At 73.8% G+C, this 17,328-nt stretch carries 15 protein-coding genes; 3 read left to right on the top strand and 12 right to left on the bottom strand.

Features of this window, described 5'->3' with window-relative positions; genetic code table 11:
• Positions 1-103: 103 nt before the first annotated feature.
• Positions 104-643, bottom strand: a complete 540-nt coding sequence (locus tag ABZ939_RS16210; protein WP_361854463.1) for a nucleoside-triphosphatase — start codon at positions 641-643, stop codon at positions 104-106.
• A 109-nt stretch (positions 644-752) separates the two neighbouring features.
• Here ABZ939_RS16210 and ABZ939_RS16215 point away from each other — a divergent pair, with 109 nt between their 5' ends.
• Positions 753-1,205: a YbhB/YbcL family Raf kinase inhibitor-like protein gene (locus ABZ939_RS16215; protein WP_361854466.1), complete on the top strand. Its 453-nt coding sequence runs from the start codon at positions 753-755 to the stop codon at positions 1,203-1,205.
• A gap of 5 nt (positions 1,206-1,210) precedes the next feature.
• Here ABZ939_RS16215 and ABZ939_RS16220 read toward each other — a convergent pair whose 3' ends face one another.
• The gene (locus ABZ939_RS16220) at positions 1,211-1,867 is read right to left on the bottom strand and encodes a protein-L-isoaspartate(D-aspartate) O-methyltransferase (protein WP_361854469.1); all 657 of its coding nucleotides are present in this window, start codon (positions 1,865-1,867) and stop codon (positions 1,211-1,213) included.
• 85 nt (positions 1,868-1,952) lie between these two features.
• On the bottom strand, positions 1,953-3,050 hold the full coding sequence (locus tag ABZ939_RS16225; RefSeq protein ID WP_361854472.1) for a hypothetical protein: 1,098 nt from the start codon (positions 3,048-3,050) through the stop codon (positions 1,953-1,955).
• A gap of 140 nt (positions 3,051-3,190) precedes the next feature.
• Between ABZ939_RS16225 and ABZ939_RS16230 the strand changes: the two genes are divergently transcribed.
• Positions 3,191-4,423 carry a glycosyltransferase gene (locus tag ABZ939_RS16230; protein ID WP_361854474.1) on the top strand — a complete coding sequence of 411 codons (1,233 nt, stop codon included), beginning with the start codon at positions 3,191-3,193 and terminating at the stop codon, positions 4,421-4,423.
• 17 nt (positions 4,424-4,440) lie between these two features.
• Here ABZ939_RS16230 and ABZ939_RS16235 read toward each other — a convergent pair whose 3' ends face one another.
• Positions 4,441-5,691, bottom strand: coding sequence for a serine hydrolase domain-containing protein (locus tag ABZ939_RS16235; protein WP_361854477.1), 1,251 nt, complete (start codon positions 5,689-5,691; stop codon positions 4,441-4,443).
• Between the two features lie 156 nt (positions 5,692-5,847).
• Between ABZ939_RS16235 and ABZ939_RS16240 the strand changes: the two genes are divergently transcribed.
• A complete protein-coding gene (locus ABZ939_RS16240; RefSeq protein WP_361854480.1) occupies positions 5,848-8,760 on the top strand; it encodes a BTAD domain-containing putative transcriptional regulator in 2,913 nt (970 codons plus the stop codon).
• 144 nt (positions 8,761-8,904) lie between these two features.
• Here the strand turns inward: ABZ939_RS16240 and ABZ939_RS16245 are convergent, their stop codons facing one another.
• The 8 genes from ABZ939_RS16245 to ABZ939_RS16280 all read right to left on the bottom strand — a co-directional run bounded on the left by ABZ939_RS16245 (position 8,905) and on the right by ABZ939_RS16280 (position 17,232).
• Entirely contained in the window at positions 8,905-9,516 is a 612-nt protein-coding gene (locus tag ABZ939_RS16245) for a TetR/AcrR family transcriptional regulator (RefSeq protein ID WP_361854483.1), read from the bottom strand.
• 118 nt (positions 9,517-9,634) lie between these two features.
• Positions 9,635-10,495 (bottom strand): 3-hydroxybutyryl-CoA dehydrogenase, encoded by an 861-nt coding sequence (locus ABZ939_RS16250; protein ID WP_361854486.1) that lies wholly within the window; start codon positions 10,493-10,495, stop codon positions 9,635-9,637.
• Positions 10,492-11,682, bottom strand: a complete 1,191-nt coding sequence (locus ABZ939_RS16255) for an acyl-CoA dehydrogenase family protein (protein WP_361854489.1) — start codon at positions 11,680-11,682, stop codon at positions 10,492-10,494. The genes ABZ939_RS16250 and ABZ939_RS16255 overlap by 4 nt, the downstream gene beginning before the upstream one ends.
• A 130-nt stretch (positions 11,683-11,812) precedes the next feature.
• On the bottom strand, positions 11,813-12,988 hold the full coding sequence (locus ABZ939_RS16260; RefSeq protein WP_361854492.1) for an acyl-CoA dehydrogenase family protein: 1,176 nt from the start codon (positions 12,986-12,988) through the stop codon (positions 11,813-11,815).
• Positions 12,989-13,021: 33 nt separating this feature from the next.
• The gene (locus ABZ939_RS16265) at positions 13,022-15,142 is read right to left on the bottom strand and encodes an acetate--CoA ligase family protein (protein WP_361854495.1); all 2,121 of its coding nucleotides are present in this window, start codon (positions 15,140-15,142) and stop codon (positions 13,022-13,024) included.
• 1 nt (position 15,143) lies between these two features.
• The gene (locus tag ABZ939_RS16270) at positions 15,144-15,335 is read right to left on the bottom strand and encodes a ferredoxin (RefSeq protein WP_361854498.1); all 192 of its coding nucleotides are present in this window, start codon (positions 15,333-15,335) and stop codon (positions 15,144-15,146) included.
• A complete protein-coding gene (locus ABZ939_RS16275; RefSeq protein WP_361854501.1) occupies positions 15,332-16,804 on the bottom strand; it encodes an NADH-ubiquinone oxidoreductase-F iron-sulfur binding region domain-containing protein in 1,473 nt (490 codons plus the stop codon). Before ABZ939_RS16275 ends, ABZ939_RS16270 begins: the two co-directional genes overlap by 4 nt.
• Positions 16,801-17,232, bottom strand: a complete 432-nt coding sequence (locus ABZ939_RS16280) for a hypothetical protein (protein WP_361854504.1) — start codon at positions 17,230-17,232, stop codon at positions 16,801-16,803. Before ABZ939_RS16280 ends, ABZ939_RS16275 begins: the two co-directional genes overlap by 4 nt.
• Between the last annotated feature and the right edge of the window lie 96 nt (positions 17,233-17,328).

The raw sequence follows: 17,328 nt of genomic DNA on the forward strand, positions 1-17,328 counted from the left end.
GTCGGGCGGGACAGACCCTCTCAGTGATGGTGTGCGCCCGATCCGCTCACGTCGGTGTGCTGCGCCCTCGGGCCGGACGGCGTCACTGAACCACGCCTGCAGTTCAGGCCGGCCGGGGTCGGTCCAGGCGGGTCGCGAGCTCTTCGGGCAGCGTGTCCCGGTTGGCCGGGGTGAGGTGGACGACCTCGATGTCGGCGCGCTGCTTGAGGGCGTCGGTGAACGGATCGCGGTGTGCGTGGACCGTGGCGACGACATCGACCTCCGCGACGAACAGCGCGTCGACCGCGTCACGGAACGCCGTGGACGCCAGTTCCATCCGCCCCAGCTCGTCGATGAGCACCAGCCGCCCCGTCGCCTCCCCGTTGGCCGCCGGCCCGAGCGACGGCAGCGCCAGTCGTTCCATGACGCCCAGGTCGACGCCGTACTTCCCCACCCGCGGCGGGCCGGGCAGGTCGACATGGGCGAGCACCTCACGCAGGCCCGCCAGGGTCTCCAGGGCGAAACCGGTTCGGGCGCCGGATCGCCGGATCTCCTCCGTGGTGAAGCCGGTGGCCGCGCCGGTGGGAAGCAGCGCGGCCAGCCGGCGGAGGGCGGTCGTCTTGCCCGCGCCGGGGCGGCCCTCGATCAGGATCCTTGTCGGCACACCGCCATCTTCCCCCCGGCCTCCGGCGCGGGGCGGGCGGGCTCGGCCGAACGGGGGTTTCGTGGCGCGGACCGGTGCCGGTGCCTCCGATGCGGGTAGGGCGGCGCGCATGAGCGGAATTGAACTCAGCAGCACCGCGTTCGACGACGGAACGGTGATCCCCCGCCGGTACAGCGGGGAGGGAGAGAACATCTCACCGCCCCTGACCTGGTCCGGAGTGCCCGACGAGGCCACGGAGCTGGTGCTCCTGTGCGAGGACCCGGACGCGCCGGGAACGACCTTCCTGCACTGGCTGGTCACCGGCATCGATCCGGCGACCACCGAGGTGGCGGAGGGCCAGAAGCCCCATGGCGGCCTGCCCTGGCCCAACGACTTCGGGCGCGCCGGCTGGGGAGGACCGATGCCTCCCCCCGGGCACGGGCAGCACCGCTACTTCTTCCGCCTGTACGCCCTGTCCGAGCCGCTGCCCCTGCACGACCGCCCGGGCGTCGAGGACGTGCACCGTGCCCTGAAGGGGAGGGAGCTGGCCTCCGGCACCCTGGTCGGGACCTACCAGCGCTGAGCGCGTCACCACCGGCCGGGCGGGTCGTCGTAACCGTGGGCGCCGTACAGCCGCACGAACCGGGCCGCGGTGACCGTCCTGCGGTGCACCAGGCCGCCGGCCCGCCGCTCGTACAGTTCGACGCGCTCCCGCCCGCCCGGCCCGATCGGCTGGACGAGCCGGCCGCCGGTGCGGAGCTGCTCCACCAGCGGCTCCGGCACCTGCGGAAACGCCGCGCAGACGATGACGGCGTCGTACGGGGCACGGCTCGGCACCCCGAGAGTCCCGTCGCCGACGACGACCTCGGTGTTGCCGACGCCGTGCCCGGCCAGCCGCAGGCGGGCCTCGTCGACCAGGTCGGGACGGAGCTCGACACTGACGACGTACGCGGCCAGGCGGGCCAGCAGCGCGGTCTGCCAGCCGTACCCGGTCCCCACCTCCAGGACCTGTTCGTCTCCGGTCAGGCCGAGCGCGGAGATCATCATGGCGATCAGCGAGGGCTGGGTGGTCACCTGCCCGTGGGGGAGCGGAACGGGCGTGTCCCAGTACGCGGACGCCATCTCGTGCTCCGGGACGAAGTCCGCCCGGGGGATGCTCCGTACGGCATCGAGGAGACGCTCGTCCGTCACGCCCACGACGCGGGCCGCGCGGACCAGGTCCTCGGGGGTCCCTTCACGTGCCATCGGACCACTGGGCCGTGGCGGCGGTCCCGGTCGTGGCGCGGTTCCGTTCCCCGCGCCCGTTCCTGTCCATGTGCCTCATCCGTCGCTAGGACGGGGTCCCGGGGTCGGCGTACCGCAGCAGGGCACCCACGCCCTCGTCCAGTCTCAGTTCGCTCTCCGGTACGACCACCAGCTCGGCACCGGTGCCGACGAGGGCCCGGACGAGGGCCTCGTCGGCGCGTTCCTCACGCGGGGCCCGCACGCCGAAGGACGTCAGCTCCGCCTCGGTCAGGGCGAGCTGGGTGGGCTGCGAGCCGACCCAGAGCCGCAGGTCGGACCCGGGCGGCCGGTTCAGCAGCAGCGCCGCGACCTGGCCGCGCTGGAGGGCGGCGACGGTGGCGGCCGGACCCTCCGCCACGGGCCCGCCCAGGGCACGCCGACCGATGAAGATGTCCACGAGTTCCCGGTCGTGCGCGGCCATGTGGCCGCGGAAGACAGCGTCGAGCTGCGACTCCAACAGGGCGCGTCTCGTGTCCGTGGGGGTCGGGCCGCCCACCCGTACGACCTTGTCGCGCAGCGTGTGCGGCAGACGGCGGACCAGTACGTTGCACGCCCAGTCGTCCCCGCCCACGACGACGGCGTCGGCATGGGCGCGCCGCGCGCGTTCGTCCAGCCGGTGGCCGAGCCGGAGGCAGGTGCGGTGCCAGGTCGCCACCGCCACCCTGCGGTGCAGCCGCTCACCCGGGGTGACGGTGGACGTGGGCCAGGTGCCGGTCTCCGCCTCGAGCGTCACCCAGCCGTGGGTCTCGGCGGTCGGCAGGCCGCCGTAGTGGACGACCACGGCCATGTACGGGATCTCCGGCACATGCTGGGTGACCAGGGGCATCGCGTCCGGCAGGGTGCTGTACCGCGCGGAGTCGTGCTCGGGCGGCCTGGGCAGCTCCCCGTCCAGGACGAGCGTGCCGTGGGCGGCGAACACGGCCTGCCCGTGCACCCCCGGAACCTCCGTGTCGGTGCCGACCACCTCCTCCAGCGCGGTCAGCAGCTCCCGGTCGGCGCCCTGACGGGACAGGCTCTCGCGCAGCCGCCCCCAGCGCAGCGCGATCGCCCGCTCGGGATGCTCGACGTCCCGGGAGGTGTCCAGATACACGGAGGCGTACGGGCCCGGCTCTGCGTAGAGGGGCTCAAGGAACGACAGCCTCATCGCCACTCCTCGTCGGCGGTCTCCCCACCTTCGATGATGCCCGCCCTGGAGGGCGATGGGACCCCGACGAGCGAAAAACGGTGCGCCGGACACGGTCGGTCGCCGACGGGCGGGATACTGCGGCCATGAGGGTAGCGGTGATGACAGCCGGGTCACGTGGGGACGTGGCGCCGTACACCGGGCTCGGGTACGGGCTGATGCGGGCGGGGCACGAGGTGACGCTGGTCAGCCACGCGTGCTTCGCCCCGCTCGCGGCCTCCGCCGGCCTCGGATTCCACCCGCTCCCCGTCGATCCGCGAGCGGAGTTGGCCTCCGCGCGGGGCCGGACCATGCAGCGCAGCGTCACCGACGTGGGGAAACTGGCTCATCTCGTCGGCATGGCCAGAGCGGTGGTCGGCCGGATGTCCGACGATCTGCTGCAGGCCGCGCAGACGAGCGATGTCGTGCTGGTCTCCAGCTCGTTGGGGCCGCTGGGGCACACCATCGCACAGGGCCTGGGGCTGCCCAGCATGGGCGTCTTCCTCCAACCTCTCGCCCCGACAAGGGAGTTCGCGCCGCCCCTGACCGGAACCCGTTCGTGGGGAGCGACCGGGAACCGGCTGGCCGGGCATGCGGTCAACGCCGCCATCGACCACATCTTCGCCGGCGCCGCTCGTGAGCTGCGGAGCCGACTCGGCCTGCCCCCGACAGGCTCGTACACCGCCCGCAGGGCACGAGAACGGGGGTGGCCGGTCCTCCACGGCTTCAGCCCGCTGGTCGTGCCCCGACCGCGCGACTGGCGTCCCGGACTGGACATCACGGGCTACTGGTGGCCGCACGACCCGCCGCAGGCCGAGCTGCCGGCCCGGCTGCGGGACTTCCTGGACTCCGGACCGCCGCCGGTCTTCGTCGGCCTCGGCAGCGCCACCGTGCCCGAACCCGAGCGTCTCAGCCGCGCCGTGGTGCGCGCCCTTCGCGCAGCCGGGCTCCGTGGCGTGATCCAGCGCGGCTGGGGCGGACTGCACGCCGACGGCGACGACGTCATCACCATCGACGACGTGCCCCACTCCCTGCTCTTTCCCGAGATGGCCGCCATCGTCCACCACGCCGGTGCCGGCACCACCGCCGCGGGCCTGCGTGCCGGGGTCCCCGCCGTGCCCGTGCCGGTTCAGTTCGACGCCTCGTTCTGGGCCTCGCGGCTGGTCGCGGTCGGCGTCGCTCCCCGATCGATCCCCCTCCGCACCCTCACGTCGGCGACCCTGACCGCCGCTCTGCGGGAGGCGACCGGCGAGCCACTCCACCGCCGGCGCGCGCAGGCGCTGTCCGAGCGCATCCGGAGCGAAGACGGAGTCGCGCCGGTCGTCTCCGCTCTGGACCGACTCGGCCGGACCTGACGATCGACCGATCCCGGCTACCGGGCGCCCGGTCGGTGCGGGGCCGCGGTCGCCGACGGCGGTGGCGACGCCGGCACGGTCCCGGACGCGGGCGCCGTCCCGGGCGGGCAGAACTCGGCCGAGACGACGTTCTTGCCGCCCCCGACCCAGTCGCCGTTGAAGTTCAGGGCGATCATGTGCCGGCCGTCCTTGGTGCCGAAGGCCTGCGTCGACGAGCCGTGGATACCGCCGGAGTGGCCCCAGACCTTGATCCCGCAGCTCGTCTCGTACTCGATGAGGCCCAGGCCGTAGCGCTGGCGCGGCAGGTTGCCCTCGGTCGCCACCGTGGTCGTCATCTGCCCGAGCTGGGCGGGGCGCAGCAGCCTGCCGCCGAAGAGGGCCGTGTAGAAGCGGTTGAGGTCGGAGGAGTTGGTCACCATCTCGCCCGCCGCCCAGGCCCAGGACGGGTTGAGCTCGGTCACGTCGTAGATCTTCCCCGGGTCCTCCGTGAAGGTGGAGTAGTGCCTGGTGGGCGCGGCGACGTGCGGGTCGCTGCCGGGGAAGTACGTGGCGCGCATCGCGAGCGGCCTGATGATGCGCCGCTCGAGCTCCACGGCGTAGGGCCTGCCGGTCACCTTCTCGATGATCAGCCCCACCAGGAGGTAATTGGTGTTGGAGTACTTCCAGGACGTGCCGGGCTCGAACTGGGGCGGGTTCTGCAGGGCGAGCGCGATGACCTGCTGCGGAGTCCAGTCGTCGTAACGGGACTCGAGGAAGTCGATGCCCAGCACCTTCTTGGAGAACGCCGCGTCCTCGGTGAAGTTGAAGATGCCGCTCGTGTGGTTCATCAGCTGACGGACCGTGATCTTCGTGCCGTCGTGGCCGTTCCCCCGCACCATGCCGGGCAGATAGTGGTCGACCGTGGCATCGAGGTCGACCTTCCCTTCCGCCTGGAGCTGGAGCATGACGGTCGCCACCAGCGTCTTGGTGACGCTTCCCGCGCGGAACCGGTCGCCGTTGCCTCGGGGCTGCTGCGTGGCCAGGTCGGCGACGCCCGCGGTGCTCTTCCACACCCCGCGGGTGTCGCGTACCTCCGCGACGATGCCGGGGACGCCCGCGGCGACCGCCGCGTCCATGGCGGCCCGGGTGGCAGCGTGCCCCGACTCCCGCGTCTCCGCGGCGGCCACCGTGGGCTCGGCCGCGGCCGCGGGCGTCGTCAGCATGGCCGTGCTCGCCGCTGCGATCGCTGTGACGCCCACCAGCGTCGTCCGTATCAGGCGTGTCGACATGTGCACCAACCCTCTCTCGGCCTGCGGGACACGCATGGTGGCGACCGCCCCCAACAGCACGCCAACACGCCGCCAACGGCGATGATGTGACGCGCTTTGATCCCGGCCCGCCACTGAACGAAGATGAGGTCCGGCGTCCGACGCGGGGGAGTGTCAGTGAGGTTCGCGGTACTGGGGTCACTGACGACCGTCGACGACGACGGCGTGTCCGTCGCCGTCGGAGGATCGAAGCCCCGCGCGCTGCTCGCCGTACTGCTGCTGGAGCCGAACCGCACGGTGCCGCTGGACACGGTCATGGCGGCGCTGTGGGGCGAGGACCCGCCGCCGACGGCCACCTCCTCGCTGCACAACCACGTCGCCCGGCTGCGGCGCAGACTCCGCGACGCCGGCGGCACACGCCTGCGCACCATGACTCACGGGCTCCAGATCCGGGTCGGTGAGGGCGAGTTGGACCGCGACGTGTTCGAGGACCGGGTACGCCGGGCGCAGGAGGCCCGCAACCGGGAGGACTGGGAGGCGGCCGAACGGGACGCCGGTGCCGCCCTGGAGCTGTGGCGCGGCGCTCCCTTCGCCGACGTGCCCGCGCTCGCCGACCATCCCGTCGTGACCTTCCTGCGGGAGCAGCGGCTGCAGGCGCTCGAATGCCGCTTCGAGGCCCTTCTGCACCTCGACCGCCTCGACGGGCTCGCCGCCGAACTGGGCGTGCTGGTCAAGGAACATCCGTTCCGGGAGACGCTCCACCGCCAGCTGATACTCGTCCTCGGCCGCACGGACCGCCAGGCCGAAGCGCTCGCACTCTTCCGGTCCCTGCGCAGGACCCTGGTCGAGGAACTCGGGGTGGAGCCCGGTCCGGCCGTCCAGGACGCCCACCAGGAGGTGCTCCGCACCGCCGCCGCCGTACCGCACGGCAAGCCCTCCGCCACCCCGCGGACCCCCTCGGCGGGATCGCCCCCGCGCCCGGCGCAACTGCCCGCACCGCCCACCGGGTTCGTCGGCCGTGCCGAACACGTCGCCGAGATCCGAGCGGAGCTGGAGTCCGAGCGCAGCCGCACCGCACTCGCCGTGATCAGCGGAATGCCGGGCGTGGGCAAGACGGGCCTCGCCCTGCACGTCGCGGAACAGCTCCGGCACGCGTTCCCCGACGGCCAGCTCTACCTCAACCTGCACCGGGCCACACCCGGCGTGGCCCCCCTCGAACCCGCGGACGCCCTCGCCGTTCTCCTGCGCGGCCTCGGGGTCGACGCACGGCGGATCCCGTGCGACACGGCCGCCGCCTCCGCCCTGCTGCGCTCCATCCTCGCCCCCACCCGCACGCTGCTCGTCCTGGACGACGCGGCCTCGGTGAGCCAGGTACGTCCCCTGCTGCCGGCCGGCGCCGGCTGCGCCGTCCTGCTGACCGGCAGACAGCCGCTGGCCACCCTGGAAGCCGCCACGCACATCCGCCTCGAACCGCTCTCACCGCAGGAGGGCGCGCTCCTGCTGGAGCGGGCCTCGGGCCGGTCCTGGGCCGCGGCCGACGCCGGACCGGTCGCCAGGCTCGTCGACCTGTGCGGCCACCTGCCCCTTGCGCTACGGGTCTCCGCGGCCCGTCTCAGGAGCCGGCGGACCCTTCCGGTGGAGAAGCTGGTGGAACGCCTCGCCCGGCAGGAGGAACGCCTGGACCACCTCGAACTGGAAGACCTCAGCGTCCGCCGCTCCCTGATGGCGGCCCATGAGGCGCTCCTGGGCTCGGGCGAACCACGTGACGGTGACGCCGCCGCGGCCCTGGTCCTCATCGGTGCGCTGGACCTGCCCGAGTACGGGGCACCGCTGATGGCGACCGCCCTGGACTCCACCGAGCGGCGCGCGGAGGAGGTCCTGGACCGCCTGGCGGAGGTGGCGCTGCTCCAGGAGGTGAGCTGGGGCCGCTACGCCCCGCACGACCTGGTCCGCGACTTCGCCCGGGAACTGGCCGGCCGGCCGGCGGAGCAGGCGGCGAGTGCCGAAGCCGCCGAACGGTCGCTGCGCTGGTACCAGGAGCGGCTCGCCCGATGCGCCGCGGCCCTGCGGCCGGACCCCTGGCTTCCTGAGCCCCCCGATGCGGCCGCGGCGCTCGCCTGGGGTGACACGGAAGCGCCGAACCTGCTCTTCCTGGCCGGCTCCGGCGCGTACGGACGGCTGGGCCCGACCCGCACCCTGGACCTGATCAACGCCTTGTTCCCCTACCTGCACGACCGTGGCCGGGTGCGGGACCTCGAACGGCTGACACGCCACGCCATCACCCTCGCCAGGTCCAGCGGCAACACCGCGGCCGAGGGACGGGCGCTGGGCCAACTCGCCTCCGCGCACTACTCGGCCGGTCGCGTCCGACAGGCGCTGCTGCTTCTGGACGAAGCCGTGGAACTCAGTGAGCACGTCGCCGACGACCTGGCCCGGATGCGTCACCTCGGCAACCGGGCCGCGCTGCTGCGGGAACTCGGCCGGGGCGCCGAGGCCCGGGCGACGCTGGCGCGGTGTCTCGCACTGCGCCCCGACCACCTCACACCCGCCGAGGAAGCGATGCTCCTCGGGCACCAGGGGTACGTGGCCGAACTCACCGACCTGCGCTCGGCCCTCTCGTACCATCTGCGCAGCAGGGAACTCGCCCGGCAGGCCGGGAGCGCCGTGATCGAGCAGGTCGCCCTGTGCAACACGGGCCGCGCCCACCTGTTCCTCGGCGAGCCCGCCCGGGCCCTGCGGAGCTTCGAGGAGGCGCTGCGCGTCATGGCGTCCAACGGGGCGCACTGGAACGCGGAGCGGGAGACGCGACTGGGCCGGGCCCAGGCCCTGCGGGGGCTTGGCCGCCTCGCACAGGCCGAGGAAGCCTGCACCGCACTGCTCCAGGAAGCCACCGCGCGCGGCGACTCCTACGGACTGGGCCTCGCCGCGTACGAGTCCGGGCACGTGCTGACGGCGCTGGGCGACGAACAGGCGGCTCTGGTCCGCTGGAACAGCGCGCTGTCCGCCCTGGAAGGAACGGACGCCCAGATACTCACCGACCTGCGCGCCCTGACGAAGACGGCGGCCCCCACGGTCGCCACCGACTGCTGACGGCCGTCGCCCCGATCGCCGCCCGGCTGTGGTGCCGTGACGGCGACGGCCGTGCTCACTGCGGCAGGCGTACGGGCACCAGCCCCGGCGCAGGCGGCGCCGGTCTGCGCGGACCGGGCGGGCCGACGCACCCGACGCCCCTGCTCAGATCTCCGGGAACTCCGGGTCGATCCCGAGGGCGGGGGCGATGGTCGCCCAGATCGTCGAGCGGGCCGTCGCCAGGTCGACCCTGGGGTCGTCCAGCATCACGCGAATGCCGAGCCCGTCGCAGAGCGCCAGCACCAAGGTGCTGAGCGCGGTGACGTCGCACTCCTTGAACTCACCCGAGGCGATGCCTCGTTCGACGGCGCCGGCGACCCAGGTGTGCAGCTGGTCGTACAGGTCGACGGCGAGGTGACGCGCCGCCCGGTCGCGCTGCGCGCGTACCCACAGCTCCTGCCAGAGCTTCCAGTCCTGGCGGAGTTCCTCGTCCGTCGGCAGCATGCTGCGCAGGATGCGGGCCAGCAGCACGGCGGCCGGGACCGAGTCGGCATCGGCCTCGGTGTCCGCACCGGTCTGGGCGAAGGAGTGCGTCATCGCCTCGGCGAAGAGCTTTTCACGGGTGTCGAAGTGGTAGTGCAGCAAGGCCTTCGAGACGCCCGCGTGCTCGGCGACCTTACGCATGCTGATGTTCTCGAAGCCGATCTCGGCGATCACTTCGCACGCGGCCTTCAGGATCCGCTCCCGCGTCTCGAGTGCGCGCTCGGCCTTGGTCACGTTGGCTACTCCCCGTTTCGGCGCCCGCGGCGCGGGCGGGTGGGCCTGGCTGCCGGGCCCACCTGTCCATCATCCTTGCGTATTCCGCCCCCGGACTCCCTCCGTCCGGGGGCGGCGATCAGGGATACGTGTGGAACCCCCGTCCCGTCTTGCGGCCGAGCAGGCCCGCGTCCACCATCCGCGCGAGCAGCGGCGGCGGGGCGTACAACGGCTCGTGGTACTCCGCGTACATCGACTGCGCGATGGCCCGGACCGTGTCGAGACCGATGAGGTCGGCCAGGGCGAGCGGCCCGAGCGGATGGGCGCAGCCCAGGGTCATGCCCCGGTCGATGTCCTCGGCCGACGCGGTGCCGGACTCGGCCATCCGCACCGCGGCCAGCAGGTACGGCACCAGCAGCGCGTTCACCACGAACCCCGCCCGGTCCTGGGCGCGGACGACCCGCTTGCCCAGGACGCCGGAGGCGAACTCCTGCGCGCGCCGGACCGTTTCGTCGCCGGTGAGCAGGGACGGCACCAGCTCGACGAGGGGGAGCACCGGGACGGGGTTGAAGAAGTGGAGACCGATCACCTGGGCCGGCCGCGAGGTGGCGGCCGCCAGCCGGACGACCGGGATGGAGGAGGTGTTCGTCGCCAGGACGGCGTCCCGGCGCTCCACGGCCGCGTCGAGCCGGGCGAAGACCTCAAGTTTCGCCCGCTCGTCCTCCGCCACCGCCTCCACGACGAGGTCCCGGTCCGCCATCCGTCCGATGTCGGTGGTCACCGTGATCCGGCCGGCCCCGGCCTCCCGCTCGGCGGCGGTGAGCTTCCCGGCGGCCGCGGCCCGTGCCAGGGAGCGGGTGATCCGTTCCCGGCCGGCCTCCGCCGCCGCCCCGCTCGCCTCCACCACCACGACGTCCCGGCCCGCGCGGGCGCAGACCTCGGCGATGCCGGAGCCCATCAGGCCGCAGCCCACCACCCCGACCCGCTCGACGTCGCTCACCGGTCCTCCGCGCCCCGGACGGCGGCCGGCATCTGCAGGACGCCCGTACCGCGCTTGACGAGTTCGCCCGCGACGATCAGGCGCTGGATCTCGGAGGTGCCTTCCCAGATGCGGTCGACCCGCAGCTCGCGGTAGAGCCGCTCGACGGGGTACGAGCGGTCGTAGCCGCGCCCGCCGAAGATCTGCAGGCAGCGGTCGACGACACGGCCGGAGGCCTCGCTCGCCGCGAGCTTGGCGATCGCCGCCTTGGCGTGCAGGGTCTTCCGGTCGACCAGACCCTCGTCGACCTCCCAGGCGACCTGGTGGGTGTAGGCGCGGTTGACGGCGATGTCGACCGCGCTGTCGGCGAGCATGCCCTGGATCAGCTGGAAGTCGGCGATGGGGGAGCCGAACTGGCGGCGTTCGACCGCCCAGTCACGGGCGAGTTCGAGGGTGCGTTCGGCCGCGCCGATGGTGCGGGCGGCGATCATCAGACGCTCCTCGGTGAACCAGGAGCGCGTGATGTCGTAGCCGTTGCCGACCTCGCCGAGGACCGCGTCGTCGCCCACGTGCACATCGGTGAAGGTGAACTCGGGGTGCTCGTAGACGAAGGTGTGCATCCAGCGGGGCACCCGGGTCATCTCCACACCCGGTGTGTCCTTGTCCACGAGGAACAGGGTGGGTGCCCGCTCCTCGCCGGCCGCCGCGAGCACGATCATGAAGTCGGCGTGGTCGCCGACCGTGACGAACCACTTCTCGCCGTTCAGCACCCAGCCGCCGCTGGTCCGGGTCGCCGTGGTCCTCAGGCTCTGCGGGTCCGAGCCGGCCTCCGGCTCGCTCACCGCGTAGCAGTCGCGGCGCCGCCCGTGGATCACGGGGACGAGGTACCGCTCGCGCTGCTCGGGGGTGCAGAACGACAGGGCGTTGGCCGGGCGCCACACCATGTCCCACAGCGCGCCGGTGAGCCGCCCGAGCTCCGCCTGGACGGTGACCTGCTCCAGGATGGTGAGGCCGGCGCCGCCCCACTCCACCGGCATGTTGACGGCCTGCAGGCCGCTGTCGAGCACGGCGTCGCGGATCTCGGTGTGGGCCTGCGGCGGCAGGCCGTTGTTCTCCTCGCAGTCGAGCTCGTACTTCATGATGAACCCGGTCAGCTCGCGGGCCGCGCTCCTGAGCTCTTCCTGACGGGCGGTGAGACGGAAGTCCATGCGGGTGACTCCTCCGGATCGGGGTGGGGAAGGTGGCTTCAGACGGGGGGTGGGGGAGGGGCTTCAGACGGGGGGAGGGGCTTCAGACGGGAGTGGGGAAGGGGCTTCAGACGGGAGTGGGGAAGGGGCTTCAGACGGTGGTGGGCAGGGCGAGCGCCCGGGTGCCGCGCTTGATGAGCTCGTTGGCGATGATCAGGCGCTGGATCTCGGAGGTTCCCTCCCAGATGCGGTCGACCCGCAGCTCGCGGTACATGCGCTCCACGGGGTACGAGCGGTCGTAGCCGCGCCCGCCGAAGATCTGCACGCACCGGTCGATCACCCGCCCGGCGGCCTCACTCGCCGCGAGCTTCGCCGTCGACGCCTTGGCGTGCAGCGTCTTGCGGTCGGTGCCCGGCTGGTCCGCCTCCCAGGCGACCTGGTGGGTGTACGCGCGGTTCACGGCGATGTCGACCGCGCAGTCGGCGAGCATGCCCTGGATCAGCTGGAAGTCGGCGATGGGGGAGCCGAACTGACGGCGTTCGACCGCCCAGCCACGGGCGAGTTCCAGAGCCCGTTCGGCGGCGCCGACCGTCCGGGCGGCGATCATCAGCCGCTCGTCGGTGAACCACTCCTTGGTCAGCTCGTAGCCGTTGCCGACCCCGCCGAGCACGTCCTCGTCGGGGACGAAGACGTCGGCGAAGGTGAACTCGGGGTGCCCGTTCACCGCGGAGTGCATGAACCGCGGGACGCGCGTCATCTCGACCCCGGGCGCCTGCTTGTCGACGAAGAACAGGGTCGCGGCCCGCTCCGGGCCCGCATCGGCCTGCACCAGCAGGAAGTCGGCGATGTCGCCGCAGGTGACGAACCACTTCTCGCCGTTCAGCAGCCAGCCGCCCTCGGTGCGGGTCGCGGTGCTCGTACCCGAGCCGGGGTCCGACCCGGCCCCGGGCTCGGTCACCGCGAACGCGTCGAAGCGCTCGCCCCGGATGACGGGGATCAGGTACTTCTCGCGCTGGGCCTCGGTGCCGTACGCGAGGACGTTCGCGGGCCGCCAGGGGATGTCCCAGAGGCAGTTGGTGACCTTGCCGAACTCCTCCTCGACGATGACCTGGTCCAGCAGGGACAGACCGGCACCGCCCCACTCGGCGGGCATGTTGATGGCGTAGACGCCGGCGTCGACGGCGGCCCGGGTCAGTTCCCGTACGGTGTCGGCGGGCAGCGGGCCGCCCGCCTCCTCGGACTGGTCCTCGTACCTCATCAGGAGCTGTGCGTAGGCGGCGGCGCGGGCCTTCAGTTCGGCCTGCTCGGGGGTGTAACGGAAGTCCATGGTGTCTCCTCCGGATGGTGGGGGCGGGGCGGATCAGTGCAGGACGGCCCGGGCGTCCAGGGCCAGGGCGCCGTCCGGACGGACCAGCAGCGGATTGACCTCGATCTCGGCGATCTCCGGATGCGCGGCGGCCACGGTGGTGATGCGCTCGATCACGGCGGCCGCGGCGGTCACGTCGACGGCCGGCCGGCCGCGTACGCCCGCGAGGAGCGGGGCGGTTCGCAGGCCGCGCAGCAGGGCCTCGGCCCGCTCGGCCGGCACGGGCGCCAGCGAGAAGGCGACGTCCCGCAGCGTCTCGGTGAGGACTCCGCCGAGCCCGACCATGGCCACCGGCCCGAACCGGGGGTCGTGGTTCACGCCCACGATCAGCTCGATGCCGTCCGTGAGGTCGGCCATCGCCTCGACCGAGTAGGCCGGCGCGCCGAGCCGGGCGTGCATGTCCCGGTACGCGGCGAGCAGGGCGTCCCGGTCGGCCAGGCGCAGCGCCACGCCGCCCGCGTCGGACTTGTGCAGGAGGTGGAGTGCCTTCAATACGTAGGGGCCGTCGAACTCCCCGGCCGCGGCGAGCAGTCCGGCCTCGTCGGTGACCTCGCGCGCGGGCGGGAACGGCACCCCGGCCGCCGCGAGCAGCGCCCGTATTCCGTGGTAGCCCGGGTCCCGCAGCGGGACGGCGGCGGGCGGCAGCGGGGGTACACCGGTGGGCCCGGCGGCGCCCCGGCCGGTCATCGCCACCAGCGCGCGGGCGGCGTCCTCGGTGGCCGAGAACACCGGCACGCCCGCCTCCGCCAGCACCCGACAGCTCGGTGACTGCGGATACATCGACTGCACGACCAGCGGCTTCGGCGCCGAGGCCAGATGCCCGACGATCTCCTTCGCGGCCCGCGTCTCGCCCTCCGCGAGCACGGAGCCACCGGCCGGGCCGCCGCCGAGGCCGCCTTCGGAGGCGGCATAGCCCCCGAAGTAGCCCGTCATCAGCACGGCATCCACCTCGTCGGCGCCGAGGAGCCCACCGACCGCGTCGGCGTACGAGAGGGGGCGCTGCTCGCCCATGCCGGCGAGGTCGACCGGGTTGCCGACCGCGGACTGCTCCCAGAGCACGGTCCGCAGCCGCTCCTGGGTCGGGGCGCCGAGTTCCGGCACGACGAGCCCCGCCTCCTCGGCCGCGTCGGCGGCGACGGCACCGTGGCCGCCGCCATCGGTGAAGACCGCGGTCCGCCGTCCCTGCGTCCGCGGTTCGTGCGTCCGCGGTTCGTGCGTCCGCGGTTCCTGCGTCCGCCGACCCGGCCCGGCGCTCAGGGCGGCCAGGACGACCGTCATCTCGCGTGGCGTACGGACCAGTTCCACGCCCGCGTCGCGGCAGGCGGCGGCCACGACGTCGGCGGAGGAGGTGAGCGCCCCGGTGTGCGACTGGGCGCTGCGGGCGGAGGCGCTGCCCCGGCCGGCGGTCAGCAGGACCACGGGCTTGCCCGCGGTGGCGGCGGCCCGCGCGAACGCCCGGCCGTCGCCGAAGTCCTCGGCGTACACGGCGATGGCCGAGGTGCCCTCGTGCCAGGCGCAGTCCTCGACGAGGTCGACGAGGGTGACGTCGGCCTGGTTGCCGAGCGAGACGAAGCGGGAGAAGCCCAGGCCGTGCGGAGTCCCGCGGAGCTGGAGTTCGAGGGCGAGGTTGCCGCTCTGGCTCAGCAGGGCGACACCGCCGGGCGCGAACCGGTCCGAGGCGAGGTACAGCTCGGTGGTGTTGTCGGCGATGCCCAGGCAGTTGGGCCCGACGAGGACGGCCCCGGCGGCCCGGACGCGCTCGGCGACCGCCCGCTGCCGTGCCAGTCCCGCGGCACCGGCCTCCGCGAAGCCGGCGGTGATCGCGACGACGGCCTTCGCGCCGCACGCCAGGGCGTCGTCCACGGCGGCCTCGAAGCCGGCGCCGGGCACGGAGATCACCACCAGCTCGACGGGCTCGCCGATCTCGGCGAGCGACGTGGCGGCGGTCCGGCCGAGCACGGTGCCGCCGCGCCGGTTCACCAGGTGCACGGGGCGTCGGCCGGGGGCCCGCAGGGCCTGGGAGGCCACCGCGTGGCCGTACTTGGCGGGGTCGTCGCTGGCGCCGACGACGGCGACGGAGGCCGGGTCGAAGAGCGCGGTCAGATCACGTCGCATGTCAGCGCTCCACTCGGAGCGCGGAGTTGGGGCAGCTCTCGGCACAGGCGCGCGCGGCTTCCTCGGCGGCGGGCGGCACGTCGAGGACGAGGACCTTCGCGTACCCCCATTCGTCGAGTTCGATCAGCTCCGGGGCATGTTCCTGGCACAGCCCGTAGCCCTGGCAGCGGGTGGAGTCCAGCAGGAGTTTCACGGGGTCGTTCCTTTCAGCGCGGGCAGCGGGATGGAACCCGGCAGCGGGGTACGGGTGGCGGGCGCGTCCGCGATCCGGGGCACGGGCACGGCGAGGCGGTGCGGGTCGCTCCCGGGAGCGCAGGCGGGGCACGGGGTGGCGAGGTGGGAACGGGTGAGTGCGGGGAAGGCGCGCAGGAGGCTCCCGGCGTTTCCCGCGGCGGCGTCGAGCAGGCCGCAGGCGCCGCGTCCGGGCAGGCCCGCCGACCATCGCTCCAGGTGCGCCACGGTGTCGGGGCCTGCGCAGCCCGTGGCGAGGGCGGTCAGTGCGCCGTGGATGGCCGTCGTACCCGAGACACAGACGCCGCACTGACGGGAGCTCTCGGCCGCGAGGTGGCCGACGGCGTCGGCGGCGACGGTGACCGGGCAGGTTCCGCCGCTGAGGAAGCGGACGGCTCCACAGCCGAGCGCGGTGCCCGCGGCGGTCAGCGTGTCCGGTTCGAGGGGGAGGTCCAGGGCGGAGGCGTCGACGAGTCCGCCGAACAGCCCGCCCATGAGGGCCCCGGCCGCGTCCGGCGTCCCGTGGGCGGCCGCGAGGGCACGCAGCGGGGTGCCGTACGGGACCTCGGTGAGCACCGGTGCCCCGGGCCCGCCGGAGAGCGTGACGAGGGTGGTGCGGGCGATGCGCCGGCGCAGGTCGGGACGGGCCGCGGTGAGGGCGATGCGGGCCAAGGTCTCGACGTTGGCGACCAGGGTCGGCGCGCCGCCCACCCCCCGTTCGAAGGGGCGTGGCGGCTTGGCGACGGGGAGGGCGGGGCCGCCGTCGATCCTGCGGACCACCGCGCTCTCCTCGCCTGCCACATAGGTGTGGTCGGTCTCGACCACCTCGACGGGCAGGGGCGGTTCGTGTTCGGCGAGGGCCCGGCGGACGCGGGCAGCGGCCTCCGGGTCCGAGAGGTAGACGTAGCCGCGTACGGCCCCGGTGACCTCGGCGGCCAGGGCGAGGCCGTCGAGGACCAGGTGGGGGCGGGCCCGCAGCAGCCAGCGGTCCTTGACCGAACCCGGCTCGCCCTCCTCGCCGTTGGCCACGACGACCGGGGCGCCGGCGGGGTCACCTGTGCTGCGGTCACCTGCGCCGGGGCCGCGTTCGGCGCGGTCGGGTACGCCGCGGTCGGGTAGACCGCGCTCGCGGACGGCGCGGTCAGGTACGCCGCTTTCGGGTACGGCGTGGTCGGGTACGCCGCGTTCGCGTACGGCGCGGTCGTGCAGGCCGCGTTCGCGTACGGCGCGGAGTTTGACGGCGGCCGGGAAGCCGGCCCCGCCACGGCCGCGCAGCCCGGACGCGGCGAGATGGCGCAGCAGCTCGTCCGGGCCGGTCGCGCCGGCGTAGCCGCCTGCGGCCCGGTAGGCCTCGGCGCTCTCCGCCACGTCGGGCGCGATACCGAGCACGCCGCCCGGGGGCGGTGCCGTCAGGTACCGGATCACGGTCATCGGAGGTCTCCTGTGCGGATGGGGGTACGCAGGGCCCGTACCGCTTCCTCGAGTGCGGTGCGGTCCCCTGCGGTGCGGCCGTAGCCCGCGCCCGGGAGGCCGATGAGCATGCGGTGGTGGTCCAGGACCACCTCGGCGGCGAGCAGCGCGGCAGCGCGATCGCCGGGGCGGACCCCGGCGGCCACGGCGGTCACCAGGTCGGTGACCTCGGCGAGGTAGCGGAGCCAGCTGTGCCGGCTGCCGCGCAGGACCAGACGTTCCACGCGGCGTCGTTCGGCGGCCTCCAGGACAGCCGCGGTGTCCGGGCCGTCCACCGGTGCCGTGGGCGGGCGGGGGAGCGAGGCGCGCAGGGCGGCGACCGCCGCGGGCAGTTCCCGCTCCGGCTCAGGGGTGAGACCGAGCCAGTCCAGACGCCGATGACCGCTCATGCGTGCCTCCGGGAAGGGGTGGGGGGCCGCCACGGCCGGGCCGGCGGTGGGGCGGGAGGGTGAGGCGGGTGGGGTGAGAGGGGCCGTTTCCGGCCC

Source organism: Streptomyces sp. NPDC046712 (genome assembly GCF_040645695.1).
Taxonomy (GTDB): domain Bacteria; phylum Actinomycetota; class Actinomycetes; order Streptomycetales; family Streptomycetaceae; genus Streptomyces.